The 17385-nt window shown below is 56.2% G+C and carries 20 protein-coding genes; 6 read left to right on the top strand and 14 right to left on the bottom strand.

Annotated features, from left to right (window positions below; all coding sequences use genetic code 11):
- Positions 1 to 10 precede the first annotated feature (10 nt).
- On the bottom strand, positions 11 to 367 hold the full coding sequence (locus PHA01_RS01385; protein WP_271892850.1) for a VOC family protein: 357 nt from the start codon (positions 365 to 367) through the stop codon (positions 11 to 13).
- 8 nt (positions 368 to 375) lie between these two features.
- A complete protein-coding gene (locus PHA01_RS01380; protein ID WP_271892849.1) occupies positions 376 to 786 on the bottom strand; it encodes an SRPBCC family protein in 411 nt (136 codons plus the stop codon).
- A 137-nt stretch (positions 787 to 923) separates the two neighbouring features.
- On the opposite strand from PHA01_RS01380, the gene fumC reads away from it, so the two are divergent.
- Positions 924 to 2315 (top strand): class II fumarate hydratase, encoded by a 1392-nt coding sequence (gene fumC / locus PHA01_RS01375; RefSeq protein WP_271892847.1) that lies wholly within the window; start codon positions 924 to 926, stop codon positions 2313 to 2315.
- Between the two features lie 106 nt (positions 2316 to 2421).
- Complete coding sequence (locus tag PHA01_RS01370; protein ID WP_271892846.1) at positions 2422 to 2808, top strand: DoxX family protein; 387 nt, start codon at positions 2422 to 2424, stop codon at positions 2806 to 2808.
- Between the two features lie 65 nt (positions 2809 to 2873).
- Here the strand turns inward: PHA01_RS01370 and msrA are convergent, their stop codons facing one another.
- The 6 genes from msrA to PHA01_RS01340 all read right to left on the bottom strand — a co-directional run bounded on the left by msrA (position 2874) and on the right by PHA01_RS01340 (position 8292).
- Positions 2874 to 3563, bottom strand: coding sequence for a peptide-methionine (S)-S-oxide reductase MsrA (gene msrA / locus PHA01_RS01365; RefSeq protein WP_271892845.1), 690 nt, complete (start codon positions 3561 to 3563; stop codon positions 2874 to 2876).
- Between the two features lie 20 nt (positions 3564 to 3583).
- Entirely contained in the window at positions 3584 to 4078 is a 495-nt protein-coding gene (msrB, locus tag PHA01_RS01360) for a peptide-methionine (R)-S-oxide reductase MsrB (RefSeq protein ID WP_271892843.1), read from the bottom strand.
- A gap of 113 nt (positions 4079 to 4191) precedes the next feature.
- Positions 4192 to 4890 carry an ATP phosphoribosyltransferase gene (gene hisG / locus PHA01_RS01355; RefSeq protein ID WP_271892842.1) on the bottom strand — a complete coding sequence of 233 codons (699 nt, stop codon included), beginning with the start codon at positions 4888 to 4890 and terminating at the stop codon, positions 4192 to 4194.
- A complete protein-coding gene (locus PHA01_RS01350; RefSeq protein WP_271892840.1) occupies positions 4887 to 6017 on the bottom strand; it encodes an ATP phosphoribosyltransferase regulatory subunit in 1131 nt (376 codons plus the stop codon). Before PHA01_RS01350 ends, hisG begins: the two co-directional genes overlap by 4 nt.
- A gap of 6 nt (positions 6018 to 6023) precedes the next feature.
- A complete protein-coding gene (hisS, locus tag PHA01_RS01345) occupies positions 6024 to 7538 on the bottom strand; it encodes a histidine--tRNA ligase (protein ID WP_271892839.1) in 1515 nt (504 codons plus the stop codon).
- 97 nt (positions 7539 to 7635) lie between these two features.
- On the bottom strand, positions 7636 to 8292 hold the full coding sequence (locus tag PHA01_RS01340; RefSeq protein WP_271892838.1) for a DNA-3-methyladenine glycosylase I: 657 nt from the start codon (positions 8290 to 8292) through the stop codon (positions 7636 to 7638).
- Between the two features lie 188 nt (positions 8293 to 8480).
- On the opposite strand from PHA01_RS01340, the gene PHA01_RS01335 reads away from it, so the two are divergent.
- Positions 8481 to 9266, top strand: coding sequence for a L,D-transpeptidase (locus PHA01_RS01335; RefSeq protein ID WP_271892837.1), 786 nt, complete (start codon positions 8481 to 8483; stop codon positions 9264 to 9266).
- Positions 9267 to 9341: 75 nt separating this feature from the next.
- Here PHA01_RS01335 and glcF read toward each other — a convergent pair whose 3' ends face one another.
- Genes glcF through PHA01_RS01320 form a run of 3 tightly spaced genes read right to left on the bottom strand, consistent with a single transcriptional unit; the run spans position 9342 to position 13384 of the window.
- On the bottom strand, positions 9342 to 10673 hold the full coding sequence (glcF, locus tag PHA01_RS01330; protein WP_271892836.1) for a glycolate oxidase subunit GlcF: 1332 nt from the start codon (positions 10671 to 10673) through the stop codon (positions 9342 to 9344).
- Positions 10674 to 10675: 2 nt separating this feature from the next.
- Positions 10676 to 11887, bottom strand: coding sequence for a glycolate oxidase subunit GlcE (glcE, locus tag PHA01_RS01325; protein ID WP_271892834.1), 1212 nt, complete (start codon positions 11885 to 11887; stop codon positions 10676 to 10678).
- Positions 11888 to 13384 carry an FAD-linked oxidase C-terminal domain-containing protein gene (locus PHA01_RS01320; protein ID WP_271892833.1) on the bottom strand — a complete coding sequence of 499 codons (1497 nt, stop codon included), beginning with the start codon at positions 13382 to 13384 and terminating at the stop codon, positions 11888 to 11890.
- 98 nt (positions 13385 to 13482) lie between these two features.
- Here PHA01_RS01320 and PHA01_RS01315 point away from each other — a divergent pair, with 98 nt between their 5' ends.
- Positions 13483 to 14217 (top strand): metallophosphoesterase family protein, encoded by a 735-nt coding sequence (locus PHA01_RS01315; protein ID WP_271892832.1) that lies wholly within the window; start codon positions 13483 to 13485, stop codon positions 14215 to 14217.
- A gap of 13 nt (positions 14218 to 14230) precedes the next feature.
- On the opposite strand, the gene PHA01_RS01310 is transcribed toward PHA01_RS01315, so the two are convergent.
- Both PHA01_RS01310 and PHA01_RS01305 read right to left on the bottom strand, forming a co-directional pair.
- Positions 14231 to 14371 (bottom strand): hypothetical protein, encoded by a 141-nt coding sequence (locus PHA01_RS01310; protein ID WP_271892831.1) that lies wholly within the window; start codon positions 14369 to 14371, stop codon positions 14231 to 14233.
- 178 nt (positions 14372 to 14549) lie between these two features.
- Complete coding sequence (locus PHA01_RS01305; RefSeq protein ID WP_271892829.1) at positions 14550 to 15248, bottom strand: type 1 glutamine amidotransferase; 699 nt, start codon at positions 15246 to 15248, stop codon at positions 14550 to 14552.
- Positions 15249 to 15320: 72 nt separating this feature from the next.
- Here PHA01_RS01305 and PHA01_RS01300 point away from each other — a divergent pair, with 72 nt between their 5' ends.
- Positions 15321 to 15938 (top strand): hypothetical protein, encoded by a 618-nt coding sequence (locus PHA01_RS01300; protein WP_271892827.1) that lies wholly within the window; start codon positions 15321 to 15323, stop codon positions 15936 to 15938.
- Here PHA01_RS01300 and PHA01_RS01295 read toward each other — a convergent pair.
- A complete protein-coding gene (locus tag PHA01_RS01295; RefSeq protein WP_271892826.1) occupies positions 15912 to 16811 on the bottom strand; it encodes a DMT family transporter in 900 nt (299 codons plus the stop codon). The genes PHA01_RS01300 and PHA01_RS01295 overlap by 27 nt on opposite strands.
- 131 nt (positions 16812 to 16942) lie before the next feature.
- On the opposite strand from PHA01_RS01295, the gene PHA01_RS01290 reads away from it, so the two are divergent.
- Entirely contained in the window at positions 16943 to 17380 is a 438-nt protein-coding gene (locus tag PHA01_RS01290) for an Lrp/AsnC family transcriptional regulator (RefSeq protein ID WP_114428303.1), read from the top strand.
- The last annotated feature ends 5 nt before the right edge of the window (positions 17381 to 17385 follow it).

Below are 17385 nucleotides of genomic sequence, written 5' to 3'. Positions count from 1 at the left end.
AAACGGCCGCTCACTTGTCGGACCAGACCGCCAATTCGTAACCCTCCGGATCGGTGAAGTGAAAGCGGCGCCCACCGGGGAAATTGAAGATCGGCTTGACGATCTCGCCGCCTGCTTTTTCAACCCGCTTCAATGTATCCGCAAGGTCGTCGGCGAAGAAGATCACCCGCGGACCGCCAACCGGTTTGACCTCGCCGGCATTGGCAAATCCGCCTTTGAGATTACCGTCGGAAAATTCGCAATAATCAGCTCCGTAATCGGTGAAAGACCAGCCGAATGCGCCGCCGTAGAAGCTGCGAGCCCGCGCGATATCCTTCACGTTGAATTCGATATAGTCGATACGCTTGTCTTTGCCAGAACTGGCCATTTTTCACCTCACTCTATAAGTTGTGCTTCAAGCACGTCCTTGAGTTTCTGCAGGTCACGCATCACCCAGGCCGCGTCTGCAGTGAATTTTTCGTCGTCCATTCCCGGCAGCCGGAATAAAGTGAATGTTACCTCCGAATTGTCTCCATTGGCGACAACCCGCAATGGAATATAAACCTCCTCGCCAGTTTCGGTGATGACCCAGTGATCGAGAACGCCGAGCTTGTTTGGCGGTGCAAAACGTAGTCTGAGCTTACCGGCAGGACTGTCCGCCAGCCATTCGTCGCCCGACTTTTGCAAGGCAGAAGTTAGTCCGGAGGCCCATTCCGGCAGGTTTTCCGGGATGCTTGCGTAGTCATAGACGTCGCGCCAAGATCGCTGAACGGAAATTTGAAGGGTTCGCGCTTCATGCGTCGCCATGCCCTGTCCTCCCTGCATGCTCTAATCGATTTTAACTTAGCATGGCATCGTTTTCCGGCCAACATTTGCGGCTCGAACCTTGCCTCCCGTCAAGCTTCGCAGTAGTGATCTGCCAACTCCCATCAGGAAAAGTGCAGATGAGCTCTACGCGTACCGAAACAGATACTTTTGGCCCGATCGAAGTTGCCTCGGACAAATATTGGGGAGCACAAACCGAACGCTCACTGCACAATTTTAAAATCGGCGGCGAAAGAATGCCGATCCCGCTTGTACGTGCTCTCGGTATAGCAAAGCGCGCGGCCGCCGAAACCAACATGGCACTTGGCAAGCTCGATGAAGTGATTGGCCGTGCCATCACCGTCGCTGCCGAAGAAGTGATCGAGGGCAAGCTGGACGACCATTTCCCGCTCGTCGTCTGGCAGACGGGATCAGGCACGCAGTCGAACATGAATGCCAACGAGGTGATCTCCAATCGCGCTATCGAGATGCTGGGTGGAACAAAGGGCTCGAAAAAGCCGGTTCATCCCAATGATCACGTCAATATGAGCCAATCGTCGAACGATACGTTTCCGACTGCAATCCACATTGCCACAGCGGTGGAAGCGACAGAGCGCCTCTTTCCAGCACTGAACCATCTGACGGCGGCGCTGGCCAAAAAAGAAGAGGCCTTTGCAGACATAATCAAGATCGGCCGCACACATACGCAGGATGCAACCCCGGTCACGCTTGGCCAGGAATTCTCGGGCTACCGGGCTGCGCTGGAATACGCGCACAAGCGTATCGAACAAAGCTTGGCGGACGTTTTCCTGTTGGCACAGGGCGGCACCGCCGTCGGTACCGGCCTCAATGCGCCCATCGGCTTCGATACCGGATTCGCTGAGGCCGTATCCGATATAACCGGCCTTCCCTTCAAAACGGCACCAAACAAGTTCGAGGCACTGGCCAGCCACGGTGCACTCACAAACTTCCATGGCAGCCTCAATGCGCTTGCCACCGATCTGTTCAAGATTGCCAACGACATCCGTTTTCTCGGCTCCGGTCCTCGCTCCGGTCTCGGTGAGCTGAAGCTGCCCGAAAACGAACCGGGCTCATCGATCATGCCTGGCAAGGTCAATCCGACCCAAGCTGAAGCACTGACCATGGTGGCCACACAGGTGTTCGGCAACAACGCCACCGTCACCGTCGCAGCCAGCCAGGGTCATTTCGAGCTCAATGTTTTCAAGCCTGTGGTTGCATTGAACGTGCTTCAGTCGGTCCGCATTCTCTCCGATGCGATGATCTCCTTTGCCGATAATTGCGTCGAAGGTATTGAGGCGGATGAAGTCCGCATCAAGGACCTGCTTGAGCGTTCATTGATGCTTGTAACGGCATTGGCTCCGGCTATCGGCTATGACAACGCTGCCAAGATAGCCAAGACAGCCCACAAGAATGGTACGACACTGAGGGAAGAAGCTCTCGCCAGCGGTCACGTCTCGGCCGAAGACTATGATCGCCTCGTTCGCCCGGAACGTATGATTGCGCCGGAGTGAGATTGGAAAACCGTTCTCTTGTGAACAATGTGTAGAGAAAATAATGGCTTTGTTTGACAATCGGATTTAGCTATTGGGGATCAACGCCAAACCGGAGAGATTCCTTATGTCTAACAATGCCCTAGTTACACTAGTCAGTCGTATTCTACTTTCAATTCTGTTCATTCCTGCTGGCTTCGGCAAGCTGACCGCTATTGGCGCCACAGGCGGGTACTTCGCTGCCAAGGGCCTTCCTCTTCCGGAAGTTACCGCAGTCATCGTTGGTCTGGTTGAGTTGTTGGGCGGACTTGCCGTACTCGTCGGCTTTCAGACGCGCTATGCTGCGATCCTGCTTGGCCTATTTACCATTGCCGCAGCATTTGTCGGTCACCTGGTTCCATGGGACATGGCGAACCAGACCAACTTCTTCAAGAACCTTGCCATAGCCGGAGGCTTCTTCGTTCTCGCGCAACACGGTGCTGGTGCACTTTCGGTAGACGCCAAGCGCGGCTGATCCGGTTTGACCGAATGTAAAAAAGGCCGCCCAGAGCGGCCTTTTTCTATAAGAGGAACAGGGATTTAGTTCGAAGCTTTCGCTTCGCTGACCAATATCGGCTTGTCCCGATAGTCCTGCGGGAACAACTTGCTCAAGTTTTCGATTTTTGGCAGATCGTAGTAAGCGATATAGGGCTGGGTCGGATTGATCGTGGCGTAGTCCTGATGATAGGCCTCGGCCGGATAAAATTTTTCGAGCGACGAGATTTTGGTAACGATCGGGTCGGAATAGACTTTCGCCTTATCAAGCTGAGCGACGTAAGCTTTGGCTACCTTTTCCTGATCGGCACTGGTCGTGAAAATCGCTGAGCGATACTGGGTCCCCGAATCCGGCCCCTGACGATTGAGTTCCGTCGGATTATGAACCACCGAGAAATACACCTGCAGGATTTTGCCAAGGCTGACAGCCTTCGGATCGAAAGTCACCTCGACCGATTCGGCATGGCCGGTGTCGCCGCCGCTGACAATCTCATAGCTCGCCGTTTCTTTCTTGCCGCCGGAGTAGCCGGAAACGGCGCTGGATACACCCTTCATGTGCTGGTAAACGCCTTGGACGCCCCAGAAGCAGCCGCCGGCGAGGACGATAGTCTCGCTTTTGGCCGGTGTCGTTTGATCGAGCGCCGGCGGTGGCACCATGGTGACATCCTCCCCGGCAAGAGCAAAACCGGGAGCCAACAGAATCGCCGTGGCGAGCAGAATTTGACGAAGTTTCATAGGTTTTGTCCTTCTAGCGCTTACGCAGCGACAGGTTTGAATTTCAACGCAACGCCATTCATGCAATAGCGCAGGCCCGTCGGCTTTGGGCCATCATCGAAAACATGGCCAAGGTGACCGCCGCAGCGATGGCACGAGACCGCGGTGCGCGCCATGCCAAACGACCGATCCGTCTCCTCATTGACGGCGCCCTTTATCGGCATCCAAAAACTTGGCCAGCCAGTGCCGCTATCGAACTTTGTGTCTGAATCGAAGAGCTGCAAATCGCAGCCGGCACATGCAAACGTGCCTTTGCGTTTCTCATGATCCAACGGGCTCGAGAAGGGACGCTCTGTACCCTCCTGCCGCAGCACATCGTACTGTTCCGGCGTCAGCAGCTTTCTCCATTCGGCGTCTGTATGCTCGACTTCGAAAGTGCCTGCTGCATGGGCGGCGGGCGCGCTCGCAAAGCGCGTGGCCACGAACGCACCAAGCCCTGCTATAGCACCGCCAAAAAGCGTTCGACGTGTCATCATGGCTGAACTCCCTGTTCCAATATACCGATAATAGTCGGTTTCTGCAGGGAGATACGTAAGGACGGCCGGAAAGGTTACACAACCAGCCTGGAATCACGGAGAGTTGATGAAAATCAGCCTTTGTTCAAAGCGGCCTCGATGCGCCGCGATAGTTTTTCGACTGCGCCAGCCTCGGCTGTACCACGTGATGAAAACAGACAGGCTTCCGATTTGAGGATTGTTCCGTCGTCAAGAACCTTGAGATGATTAGCTTGCAGCGTCGACCCTGTCGATGTGATGTCGACGATAATATCAGCGGAGCCCGAAGCCGGGGCACCCTCGGTCGCGCCAAGACTTTCGACGATGCGGTAGACCTGAATGCCATGCATCTGCGAAAAGAACTGCTGTGTGAGACGCCAATATTTGGTAGCAATGCGCAGACGTCGGCCATGGCGCTGGCGGAAATCAGCGGCAACGTCATCTAGATCGGCCATGCTCGATACGTCGTACCAGACCTCTGGTACCGCGACCACAACGTCCGCTTGGCCGAAACCGAGTCGAGCTTCGATCTGAACACGCTCATCAGCCGATGACAAAGTCTCGCGGATCAAGTCTTCACCCGTGATGCCGAGATCGACGCTGCCATAGCCAAGCTCGCGCGCAATTTCCGAGGCGGAGAGAAACAGGATATCGATTTGGCTTTCGCCCTTGACCTGCGCTCGGTAGTTGCGTTGATCCTTGGGAAGGATCACGCTGAGACCGGCGCTTTCGAGCACAGCAAGCGCCTGATCCTTGAGACGACCTTTGGAGGGAAGGGCCAAGGTAACCGTCATTTTGCCCCTCCCGCGATCTGTTCAAGCCTGTCGAGCCAGATCGAGAATCCGACGCCTGGAATAGAGCCAACGGCTCCGAGCATCGTCAGCAACCGGTCATAACGGCCGCCACCCACGATTGCACCGAGGTCGAGATTATTCAGCGCGCGCGTTTCATAGACCAGACCGGTATAGTAATCGAGCGGGCGTCCGAACGCGGCGTCATAGATAATCGTCTCATCTCCGATGCCCGCTTCGACGACCGAGGCCGCCCGCGCTTCGAACTGTTCAAGCGCAGGCCCAAGATCAAACTCGTTGGAGCGCGCGAATTTGAGCAATTCACCGGCGGCGGATCGCAGTGGCACGCGGATCGCAAGAAAGCTCTCCAAAGCAGAGAAGGCCTTGGCGGGCAGCCGTACCGAAGCAAGCGCCGCCTTTTCGATCAAGCGGCGCGCGATTTCGACAGGTGCGCGACCTGCGGCCGGCGAAATACCAGCAACCCGCATATCCTGTTCGAGTGCAGCAGCCAGTACAGCTTCATCGCCTTTTTCGACCAGTGCCGCGAGATGATCTGGTAGCGCATCGCTTTGCCGGTCGGACGACAGATCTTCAAGCAAACCCTTCAATTGACCGGGATTACCAAAGGCACGCGCGAGTTTTTTCTGCCAGCCTCGCGGCAGGCCGAGCGCCGCCAGCACCGACTCGAAAATCGCCTGGTCGCCGAGCAGGGTTTCGAGTTGCGCATCGGGAGCAATAAGGCGGATCGTGGCAATAGCATCGGCCAGCGAACGCGCATCAGCACGAGCCCGGTTGGCATCGCCAAGATCCTCGATGCCGGCCTGGAAAAACTCGTTACCGCCCTCGCGGCGCTGGCGGAAGACCTCGCCCAGATAGGCATAGCGTTTTGGCGTCGCGGCGTTGCGTTCGATATGATTGCGGCAAACGGGAATCGTGAATTCCGGGCGAAGGCACAGGCTCTCGCCCTTTTCATTTTCTGTCAGAAAGATGCGGCGGCGCAGGTCTTCGCCCGCCATGTCAAGGAACTGGTCGGCAGGCTGAATAACAGGAATATCAACGAGCTCAGCATCCCGCCCCGAAATCAACGCTGCGAGTTCATCGGAAAAAGCTGGGGCTCTGGAGGCGACCATCTGAATTCAGACGGCCTTCGCCGCGTTGGCGCGATCTTCCGCCTGCGCCTCAAGGATTTTGCGCACCTCGGTGACCAGATCGCTTTCCTTGGTTGTGATCTGTGCGGGACGGCCCTCACGCCACGTGACATTGTCCTCGATTTCCGCCGAAAGACGCGCGCCCTCGATCAGGTCCTTGATCTGGACTTCGCCATTGTCGCGCTCCTGCGATCCCTGGATGATCACGCAAGGCGCACCGCGGCGATCGGCATATTTCATCTGTGGCTTCATGCCGGACCCGCCGAGATACATTTCCGCCCGGATGCCGGCTTGGCGCAGATCCGACACCATCTTCTGATAGCGGCCAAGGCTAGAAGTATCTCTATCCATGACGAGCACGACGACCGGGCCGATATTGTCGGACGTATCGAGCTTGCCGAGATTTCTTAAAGCAGTCATGAGGCGCGAAACGCCGATTGAGATGCCGGTTGCGGGCACTGGTTCACTGCGGAAGCGGGAGACAAGCCCGTCATAGCGGCCACCGCCACCGACGGAGCCGAAAACAACCTTTTCGCCCTTTTCGTTGGTAACGTCGAAGGTCAGTTCTGCCTCGAATACCGGACCGGTGTAATATTCCAGACCGCGCACGACGGAAGGGTCAATCTTGACACGGCCTTCATAACCCGCCGCGGAGCAAAGCGCCTCAATTGTTGCAAGTTCTACAACTCCCTCGACACCCTTCTCATTGCCGGTAACAACACGTTCAAGGTTGGCAATCGTCTCGCCGCCCGTTGCGCCACCTGCGGAGGTGAAATCGATTACCTTGGCAATAGCCGCCTCGTCTAGACCAGCGCCCTTGGTGTAATCACCGCTCTCGTCGAGACGGCCCTTGCCCAGCAATTCGCGCACGCCATCGGGACCAAATTTGTCCAGCTTGTCTATGGCGCGCAATACGACCAAACGCTTGCCACTGTTCTCCTCGCCACTCAAGCCAATTGCGTCGAGCACGCCGTCCAAAACTTTGCGGTTGTTGACCCGAATGACATAGTCGCCGCGTTTGATACCCAAGGCCTCCATGACGTCGGCCATCATCATGCACATTTCCGCATCCGCCGAGACGGATGGTGCGCCGACCGTGTCGGCATCGAACTGCATGAACTGGCGGAAGCGGCCAGGACCGGGCTTCTCGTTGCGGAACACCCAGCCGGCGCGGTAGCTGCGGTAGGGTTTGGGAATGCTCTCGAAATTCTCGGCGACGTAACGTGCCAGTGGTGCGGTCAGGTCGTAGCGCAGCGACAGCCACTGCTCATCGTCGTCCTGAAACGAAAACACGCCTTCGTTCGGACGATCCTGATCCGGCAAGAACTTGCCCAGCGCATCGGTGTATTCAATGAGCGGCGTTTCGACAGGCTCGAAACCATAGAGTTCGTAGACCTTGCGAATCTCCGCCATCATTTTTTCGGCAGCGCGCAGATCCTCCGGCGCACGATCCACGAATCCTCGTGGCAGCCGTGCCTTAACTCTATCTGCTTTCATTGCCATGATGGAACCTTGAAATCTCTTGATTGCTGAAGCGGGTTTGCTCTAGCCGATCAGTGCATCAAGGGCAAGGATTGATGAAGCCGCAGCGATTTGAGAGCTACGAGGCCGGGACGGGTCGTTTGAAATCTTTACGCAGCTTTTCTATTTCCTGACGGCATTTGCAGCCTTCAATATGATCGTTAACGAGCCCCATGGCCTGCATATGCGCATACATCGTCGTCGGACCGACGAAGCTCCAACCACGCTTCTTCAGATCCTTGGACAAGCGGATCGAAGTCGGCGAGGTGGGGTTTGCAACAAGCGTCGGATAGTCGACCACCTTGGGACGCTCGTCTGCCGGAGGCTCGAAGGTCCAGAAATAGGCAGCAAGCGATGCCGTCTCTTTAACGAGTTCAATCGCGCGGTTGGCATTATTGATTGCGGAATTGATCTTGCCGCGATGGCGGATGATCCCCGCATTTGTAAGCAGCCGCTCGACATCCTTCTCGCCATAGCGGGCGATACGGTGATAGTCGAAGCCGTCGAACGCCTCGCGAAAATTCTCGCGTTTCCGCAATATGGTCAGCCAGGAAAGGCCAGACTGGAAGCCTTCGAGGCATATTTTCTCGAACAAGCGCGTATCATCCGTAACCGGCCTGCCCCATTCGTGATCGTGATAGTGAACATATTCGGGAAGAGTGCCCGGCCAGAAGCAACGGGTGACGCCATCCTCGCCTGTCATCAGACCAGTCTTGACCGGGACATCATCTTGCATATTGCCTACCCTTCGAATGTTTCACTGGACGTTAACCAGTTCTGAAAACCAGCTGGTAACCACACCAAATAGTTTCGACAAAAAATCGTATTTTATCGATCGCGATTCACTTTTTTCTACCCACGCGCAGGCAAACTCAACCCGAAAGCTGACAAATCCTGTCAGCAGAGTTTTTGAGAACAATCAAAATGAGAACTGCCTTACTGCTTCTGACATCCTGCCTGGTCGTGGCCGTTGTCCCCGGTGCGATAGCCAGCGAGCGCTACGCAACAAGGCCGCCTGTCATGAGCCCCGACCTCACTGCGCCCTGGGTCATGCAACTGCGCCAAAGGCCCGTCGGCGCACCAGTCAATCCTCGCGGTTATGTGGTCTTTAGTGACCCACCAGTACGTGCAGTCAAGCAACGGGATCGCCGCGCGGTTCGCCGGGATGTCGACGCAAATCCGGCCGTTCGTGAAGTTTCGTTTCAACGCCCTGAACAGCCGGCTGCAGACGCCCAGCCAAAACAGCGGGGCATGGAGCCGAAATTTCTGCCGCAAACGGTTGCTTATGATGGACCGGAAAAACCTGGCACCATCGTCATCAATACATCGCAACGATTTCTGTATCTGGTCGAGGCCGGTGGAACCGCACAGCGCTATGGCGTTGGCGTCGGCAAGGAAGGTTTTGGCTGGTCTGGCACCAACGCGATCAGCCGCAAGGCCGAATGGCCCGATTGGAATCCGCCCGCGCAGATGATCGAACGCGAGCGACTGAAGGGACGCATCATACCGGCGCACATGGAGGGCGGCGTTGCCAATCCGCTCGGAGCACGCGCGCTCTATCTCGGCTCGACGCTTTACCGCATCCACGGCACCAATGCGCCCTGGACGATTGGTCATTCCGTCTCAAGCGGTTGCATCCGCATGCGTAACGAAGACGTCACCGATCTCTATGAACGGGTGAATGTCGGTACCAAGGTCATTGTGAGGTAAACAGTTATGGGGGCCGGCACCGGGGGCGGTGCCGGGAATTGGGCAGGGGTTCGCTTGAATCCCTGCCCTCTTTATTCATTCTGCTGCTTGCAAGAATGATTTTGGAGCCGGCACACCTTCAGGCCGGGGTCCGCCATAGGCCCAGTCCAGCAACTCAACAGTGTGGACGATCGGCAATTTCGAACCGCTGGCAATCTGCGTGATGCACCCGATATTTCCGGTGGCAATGATGCTGGCGCCGGTCGCTTCAATGTTCTTCACCTTGCGGTCTCGCAGGGTGCGAGCGATCTCCGGCTGCATGATATTGTAGGTCCCGGCCGAGCCGCAGCAAAGATGCCCTTCGGCTGGATCCTTGACGACAAAGCCCGCTGTCCTCAGCAAGTCCTTGGGTTGGCGCGTGATCTTCTGCCCATGTTGCATGGAACAAGCGGAATGATACGCAACGCTAAGACCAGCAGGCTCTTTAGGTTCAGGCAGGGTCAAGGTCGCCAGATATTCGGTAATGTCCTTGGCCAAGGCAGATACACGGGCAGCCTTGTCCTTGTAGTCGGGATCGAGGCGAAGCATGTAGCCATAGTCCTTGATCGTCGTGCCGCAACCGGACGCGGTAATCACGATGGCATCAAGGCCACCCGTATCAAGCTCGCGGATCCAGACATCAACATTACGACGTGCATCCTCAAGTGCCTCTTCTTCGCGGCCCATATGGTGCACAAGCGAGCCGCAGCACCCTTCGCCTTTTGGCACCACGACTTCGATACCAATCCGCGTCAACAACCGGATTGTCGCCTCGTTTATACCGGGCCTCAGCACCGGCTGGGCGCAGCCAGTAAGAATAGCAACCCTGCCCATTTTCGATGTCTCAGGCATGTGCGAACCCGGCTCGGCAAAGCGCGATTTCGCTGGGACAGATTTGGGTGCGAGTTCGAGCATCGCAGCCATCGGCTTCAACGCGGCGATCGATCTGAACAGCGGCGCCAGCGGACTGCTTAGTTTTGCTGCGGTGAGAGCAAGGCGAAAGCGGCCCGGATAAGGCAAGACTAACGCCAGGAGAGCACGCGTCAGCCTGTTCATCATCGGGCGTTTATAGGTCTTCTCAATATGCGCGCGGGCGTTATCGACCAGATGCATGTAATTCACGCCGGAAGGACAGGTTGTCATGCAGGCAAGGCACGACAGGCAGCGGTCGATATGCTTGACAACCTGCTCATCAGCCGCACGGCCGTTTTCCAGCATGTCCTTGATCAGGTAGATGCGCCCGCGCGGACTGTCGAGTTCGTTGCCAAGGGTCACATAAGTCGGGCAAGTCGCAGTGCAGAAGCCACAATGCACACATTTGCGCAGGATCTTCTCGGATTCTTCAACGCCGGGATCCAGCAACTGCTCGGGAGTGAAATTTGTTTGCACGTTTATACTCCTGCGACCATACGGCCCGGGTTTAGTATTCCGCTCGGGTCGAATTGCTGCTTGAGCCGCTTCGACAACGCTGCCAAGGGCGCGGGCTGCGGCTCGAACACCGGCAATGCCGCGCGCACGCTCGTCGATGCGCGAACAAGAGTTGCATGACCTCCGCCATATTTCTTGATGAGAGCACGCACGGCCTCCGCTTCCGGTTCGCCTTCCATGCGCAACCACACGAGCCCGCCCTGCCAATCATAAAAGGCATCGACCGCGGCACCCATGCGTAAGGATGCGACGAGTTTGTAAGCCTCCATCGGCACCATAGATACGCGCCATACGGGGTGCTCGGTGCCGTCCGCAAAGGGGATGACATCGCGGATTTGCTGCCAGAGTTTATGCGAAGTATCGCCAGCAACCTCAACAATCGTGCCCGCCGACGCCAATAGACCTTTGAGCATAGCTGCCCGATCATTGACCGAGGGCGCAAAACCTTCAAGTCGCAGCAACGTCGATGCGTCACCCTTGAGATCACCGTCGATAACGCGTCCGGATACATTGAGAGGGAGATGCGCTGCGGAAGCCACCTCGCCGCTCGATCCCATGGCAATCGCCATGGCACGCGCCGCTTCATCATCGGCAAGACCACGCACCACTAGCGTGGTTTCGGTTTCCGGAGCGGGCAGGACCTTGAAGGTTATTTCCGTGGCGATGCCGAGCGTACCCCACGAATTGGCCATGCCTTTCGACAAATCATAGCCGGTCACGTTCTTGACAACACGGCCGCCTGACTTGAACAGTTCGCCTCGCCCTGAAACAACGCGCACGCCCAAAACATGGTCGCGTGCCGAGCCCGATTTCAGACGGCGCGGCCCGCATAGGTTGGTGGCAAGCAGGCTTCCAAAAGTGCCCTGTCCCGCGGCTTGCCCAAGAAGCGGCCCATAGTCCATTGGTTCGAACTGAAACGCCTGGCCGTGCTCCGCAAGCAGCGTCTCGAGCTCGACAATCGACGTGCCTGCTTTTGCGCTCAACACAAGTTCGTCCGGCTCGTAGAGCGTCACCCCTGAGTATTCCGATAGCGCGATTGTGTGTTCCGTCTGCAGTGGACGGCCAAGATTGCGTTTGGAGCCATGGCCGACAACTTCCACCGGCGCGTTCTCAGAAAGCGCCCACTGGACAGCCTCGACGATTTCGTCCTCGGTCTTGGGAGTAAATATGGTCACTCAGAATCTCGGAATTTCGGGGAATGGCACCTGTCCGCGATGCACATGCATGCGGCCAAGTTCGGCACAGCGATGCAACTGCGGGAATACTTTGCCCGGATTGAGCAGGTGCTTGTCATCAAAAGCGCATTTGACCCTGATCTGCTGGTTGAGATCGATTTCGTTGAACATTTCCGGCATCAATTCACGCTTTTCTACACCGACGCCATGCTCGCCCGTCAACACGCCGCCAACTTTGACACAGAGCCGCAGGATGTCGGCGCCGAAGTCTTCTGCCTTGTGCAATTCTTCCGGAATATTCGCATCGTAAAGAATGAGCGGATGCAGATTGCCGTCGCCAGCATGAAAGACGTTGGCGACGCGAAGGCCGTATTTTTCGGAAAGTTCGCGCATACCGGCCAGCACTTTCGGAAGTTCCTTCCTTGGGATCGTGCCGTCCATACAGAGATAGTCCGGCGAAATGCGCCCAACCGCGGGGAAGGCCGCCTTGCGGCCGGCCCAGAATGCCATGCGTTCCTCTTCGCTTTGCGAGATCACGCACGTCGACGCACCGTTTTTGTAAGCAATAGCCTCTACCATGCTGATCAGGTGATCAACCTCTACCACCGGGCCATCGAGTTCGATAATCAGCAGCGCCTCCACATCAAGCGGATAACCGGCATGGACGAAGTCTTCGGCCGCGTGAATCGCCGGACGGTCCATCATTTCCATACCGCCGGGAATGATCCCACCAGCGATGATGTCAGCGACGCATTTGCCAGCTTGCTCACTTGTCGGAAAGCCCACCATCAACGCGCGCGCCGTCGCTGGTTTCTGCAATATACGCACGGTTACTTCAGTGACAACGCCAAGCAACCCCTCCGACCCGGTCATTAGCCCGAGAAGATCATAACCCTCCGAATCGAGATGCTTGCCGCCAAGCCGGACCACTTCGCCGGTGATCAGCACCATTTCGAGGCCAAGGACGTTGTTCGCGGTAAGCCCGTATTTCAGGCAGTGCACTCCACCTGAGTTTTCGGCAACATTGCCGCCGATCGAGCAGGCAATTTGCGACGAAGGGTCTGGCGCATAGTAGAAGCCCTCGTGTTCGACCGCCTTGGTGATGCCGAGATTGGTTACGCCGGGCTGTACGACTGCGACGCGATTGGGATAGTCGACCTCCAATATCTGATTGAAGCGCGACATGACGAGCAGTACCGCGTCTTCGAGCGGCAGAGCGCCCCCAGACAGTGACGTTCCGGAGCCACGCGGCACGACCTTTACATTGTTCTCGTGGCAATATTTGAGAATGCGCGAAACCTGTGCCACAGTTTGCGGCAGGACCACCACCAGCGGTAGTTGGCGATAGGCGGTCAGAGCATCCGACTCGAATACCCGCATCGCATTGGTGGCATCGACGACACCTTCGCCCGGAACTATTGCCCGCAGCGCCGTCACGATGTCCGGACGGCGCGACATGGTTGCGTCGTCGGCTTTCGGCATCAGTAGTCCGGACATGAACTTTCCCTTGCTACAGCTATTCCAGCATGTCTCGCTATGACATTATCCGCTTGGACGAGATATCGCACAACTACGACGCGAAAGACAATTGCACAATGAAAACAGTTTATTTCAAACATGCACGGGGACCCGACAGGCTGCGTGTCTATGCCATCGGCGATGTGCATGGCCGGCTCGATCTTCTGCAGGAAATGCATCGGCGCATTCAGACGGCGAACGAGAAATCACCACCCTTCGATTGGGTGATCGTTCATCTTGGCGACTACGTCGATCGCGGTCCCGAGTCAAAAGGCGTGCTTGATCTTTTGGTCAGCGCACAGAAGAAGACGCACCGAATGCTGGCCCTCGCAGGAAATCACGATATCGGCTTTCTTGAATTTCTGGCGACTGGAGCCCCCAATGGAATGTTTGCACACAATGGCGGTCGCCAGACTGCGCTTTCCTACGGCGTTTCCATCGATTTCAACGATCTTGGATCTGTAGCGACAGGACGGCACGCGCTGCTAGATGCGGTTCCCCCGGGGCACATAGAATTTCTTCGCGGCCTGAAGCGTTCGATGATTTTTGGAGATTTTTTCTTTTGCCATGCTGGCATACGTCCGGGAATTGAGCTCGACAGTCAGGATCCGGAAGATCTCGTCTGGATCAGGGAGCAATTCCTTGGCGAGCCACGGCTCTATCCGAAAGTCATCATCCATGGCCATACCCCCGTCACTGACGTGGAAATCAGACCAAACCGCATCAACCTCGATACCGGAGCGGTGTTCAGCGGTCGTCTCAGTGCGATCGCAATCGACGCCGAGAACAAGTTTTTCCTGGAAGCAGTGTGAGAGACTCTGACTATCAGCGGAAAGAGGTGCTGACCCCATAGCCGTCGGTGGAAACCGTATGGCTACCGGCATCTACCGAGAACAGACCTGCGCCCATGAAGAGGATGGCTGAGAGCATCACGGCAGTTAAAAGTGCAGCACTCTTGGTGGTCATTTCGGGCGTTTCCATCGGTTTCTATCGGTCTGGCTTCATGCCAGTTAACCAGTGTGGCCAATAAAGGACGCAATTATTACCAACTAGTGAATTGGAGACACGCTTCACCTGAATCCCGACATCCAATCGGATTCGGAATTAGTCTGTTGCCAAGTTGCAACGAAATCACGATGCAGGCCTAAATCAGTGCCACCCAAGCACGAGCGAGCGCCAGCCCGGCCGCATCTGCTTCAGCCCCGTCACGCTCCAGATAGGTGCGGTAATTGACGAGCCAAGCAGCATCCATATTTTTGATCTGGTCATGAAAAACTCGTTTCCACTCGTCAACGAGCTTGGTATCGGCCTCGAAATGAAACTGGATGCCATAGACAGCACGACCGATGCGAAATGCCTGGTTCCGGGTCATCTGACTTGAAGCAAGATGCACGGCGCCTTCAGGAAGCGTAAAGGTGTCGCTGTGCCAGTGAAAGATTGGAAACTTTTGCTGAACAGCAGAAAGAACGGGATCAGACTTCGCTTCAACAGTTCGGGTCACCTCGCGCCAACCGAATTCGGCCGGACGTCCTAGAAGGTTCTCTCCACCATAGCCACGCGCAACAAGTTGACTGCCGAGACAGATGCCGAGAACGGCTTTTCCGGCATCGCCGAAACGTTTGGTGAGCCGTGCCAGTTCGGGAAGATAAGGATAGACGTCATCATCGAGCGCGCTCTGGTCACCACCGAGTACGACCAGCGCATCGTGATCCAAATCGTCGTTTGGCAGTGTTTCCCCAAGATACGGCTGACGCAGATCGATTTCAGCGCCTGCTTCCTCCAATGCGCGTCCGACTTGGCCAAGGCCTGTATTCTGATAATTCTGAACGACGAGAACGTGCATGCAGCCTGCCTGATGATCGCAATAACGGGAGTTCTCGGATAGCATGTGCTCTCGAGAGTCGAAAGCCGCCAAATGACCCTGCAAAACCGCGTCACACCTTTTGGCGATATTGTCGCTGCGCCATATCGTGGCGCGCTGATGGGAAATCGCGGGATCATCCACGATCCCACGACGCGCACTTTGCTCAAGCGTCGATGGACGACACGGGCCTGGATCATCTGCGTCTGCGAATTCAAAGGCGTGCGGCGCGAGGTTATGGCACGACCAAGCTGGACCGAGTTGTTCTTTTTAGACGAAGCGACGGCGCTCGCAGCAGGACACAGACCATGCTTCTATTGCCAGCGGCAACGGGCGAAAGCCTTTCAGGCAGCGTGGACTGACGGGAAGAAAACATCGATCCAGCCTGCGCCTGCAATGGACGCCGTCCTGCATAGCGAGCGCCTAGATGCCAAGGGTGGCAAACGGCTACATCCCATCGAAGGTCAAATAAAGGATTTACCGAATGGGACGATGATTGCCAGTGGCGAAGATGCCTATGCTGTAAAAGAAGGAGTGACGTATCTCTGGTCTTGGCAGGGTTACACACCATCTGATCCGCCCAGCCGCAATGTTATGCTCCTCACACCGCCTTCAACCGTCCTGGCGCTGAGAGCGGGCTATACATCAAGCCTTGACACTCACCGGAAGTGACCTGCGGAATGTCCAGCCGAGGCTGGTGCCCGCGGCAGCGATCAAAATAGCAGCGGACCCGACCAACTGGCTTGGCTGCAAGGCGTGTCCGAAGGCAATATAGTCCACCAGGATCGCAGCAATCGGATAGATGAAGGAAAGCGAGCCCGTAATGTGCGTCGGCAGTTTCTGGATTGCGCTATAGAGCAGGATATACATCAGGCCGGTGTGAACCACGCCTATCGTTATGATGCTGCCCCATTCGCCGGTGCTTTGCGGCAGTTGAGCGAAATCAGCGAATGGTGCAAGCATCAGGACGCCAACGCAGACCTGAATGAGGGCGATGAGGTATGATGGAATGCCTTTCAGGCGTTTGGCCACTATGGCGGCGATCGCATAGAGAAAGGCCGCGCCGAGCGACAGGGCAATGCCCACCATGTAGTCGGAGCCGTCATAAGCGCCACCAGGTTTGGCCTGGACGATTAGCAGCATCCCTGCAAAGGCGAAACCCAGCCAGAAAAGCTTGGTAGTGGTGAGTTTTTCCTTGAAAATCAACGCGCCTAGACCAACCAGCATGAACGGCTGGACGTTATACACCGTGGTGGCGATGGCAATGGATGCGCGTGAGTAAGCGGCAAAAAGCAGAACCCAGTTCAACACGATTGCTATTCCGCCAACTACGGCAAGCCCGAAGAGTTTCAGCGAAATGGCATCACGTCGAAGCAGCCCGAACGCCCCGCATACAGCGAGCAACGTCACAGCACCGATGGCGCAGCGCCAGAACACCACCGACAGGACCGGTTGGCCTGACATCAATACAAACCAGCCGATTGTCCCTGAAATGAACATGGCGGCAGTCATTTCAGCGCTGCCCCTCAACACATCTTTTTCCATGTCGAACACCTTTTGTTGATTTGCCGAGGGTATGCGGCAAGTGACGAATTTGATATATGTCACAAAAGGCAAAACTCGCGCTTTACCTTCTTATTTGAGGCGAAACAAACGAGTGGCCTTAGGAGGGAATTATGCTTGATGATCTTGACCGAACTATCATCGAGATTCTTGTTCATGATGCGCGTATATCGCTAAAAGAACTTAGCAATCAGGTGGGCCTGTCTTCGCCCAGCGTTTCCGAGCGGTTGCGCCGCCTTGAAGAGAAAAAAGTGATCCGCTCCTTTACGATCGACATCGATCCCGTCGCCCTCGGCTACAGCCTCTCGGCCATCGTACGCGTCCGGCCATTGCCTGGCATGCTGCACATCGTCGAAAAGCTGATACAGGAAACGCCGGAAATCACTGAATGCGACAAGGTCACAGGTGACGATTGTTTCGTTGGTAAATTACAATTCCGGACGATGGAACAACTCGACATGATACTCGACCGTTTATCGGAAAGGGCCGAGACAAACACTTCCATTGTCAAGTCGTCGCCAGTCAAGCGCCGCCTGCCGCCGCTCAGCTAAATCCA

Source organism: Candidatus Phyllobacterium onerii (assembly GCF_028331445.1).
In the GTDB taxonomy this organism is placed as follows: Bacteria; Pseudomonadota; Alphaproteobacteria; order Rhizobiales; family Rhizobiaceae; genus Phyllobacterium; species Phyllobacterium onerii.
The sequence above is the reverse complement of the archived record's forward strand: the minus strand, read 5'-3'. Positions and strand labels throughout refer to the sequence as shown.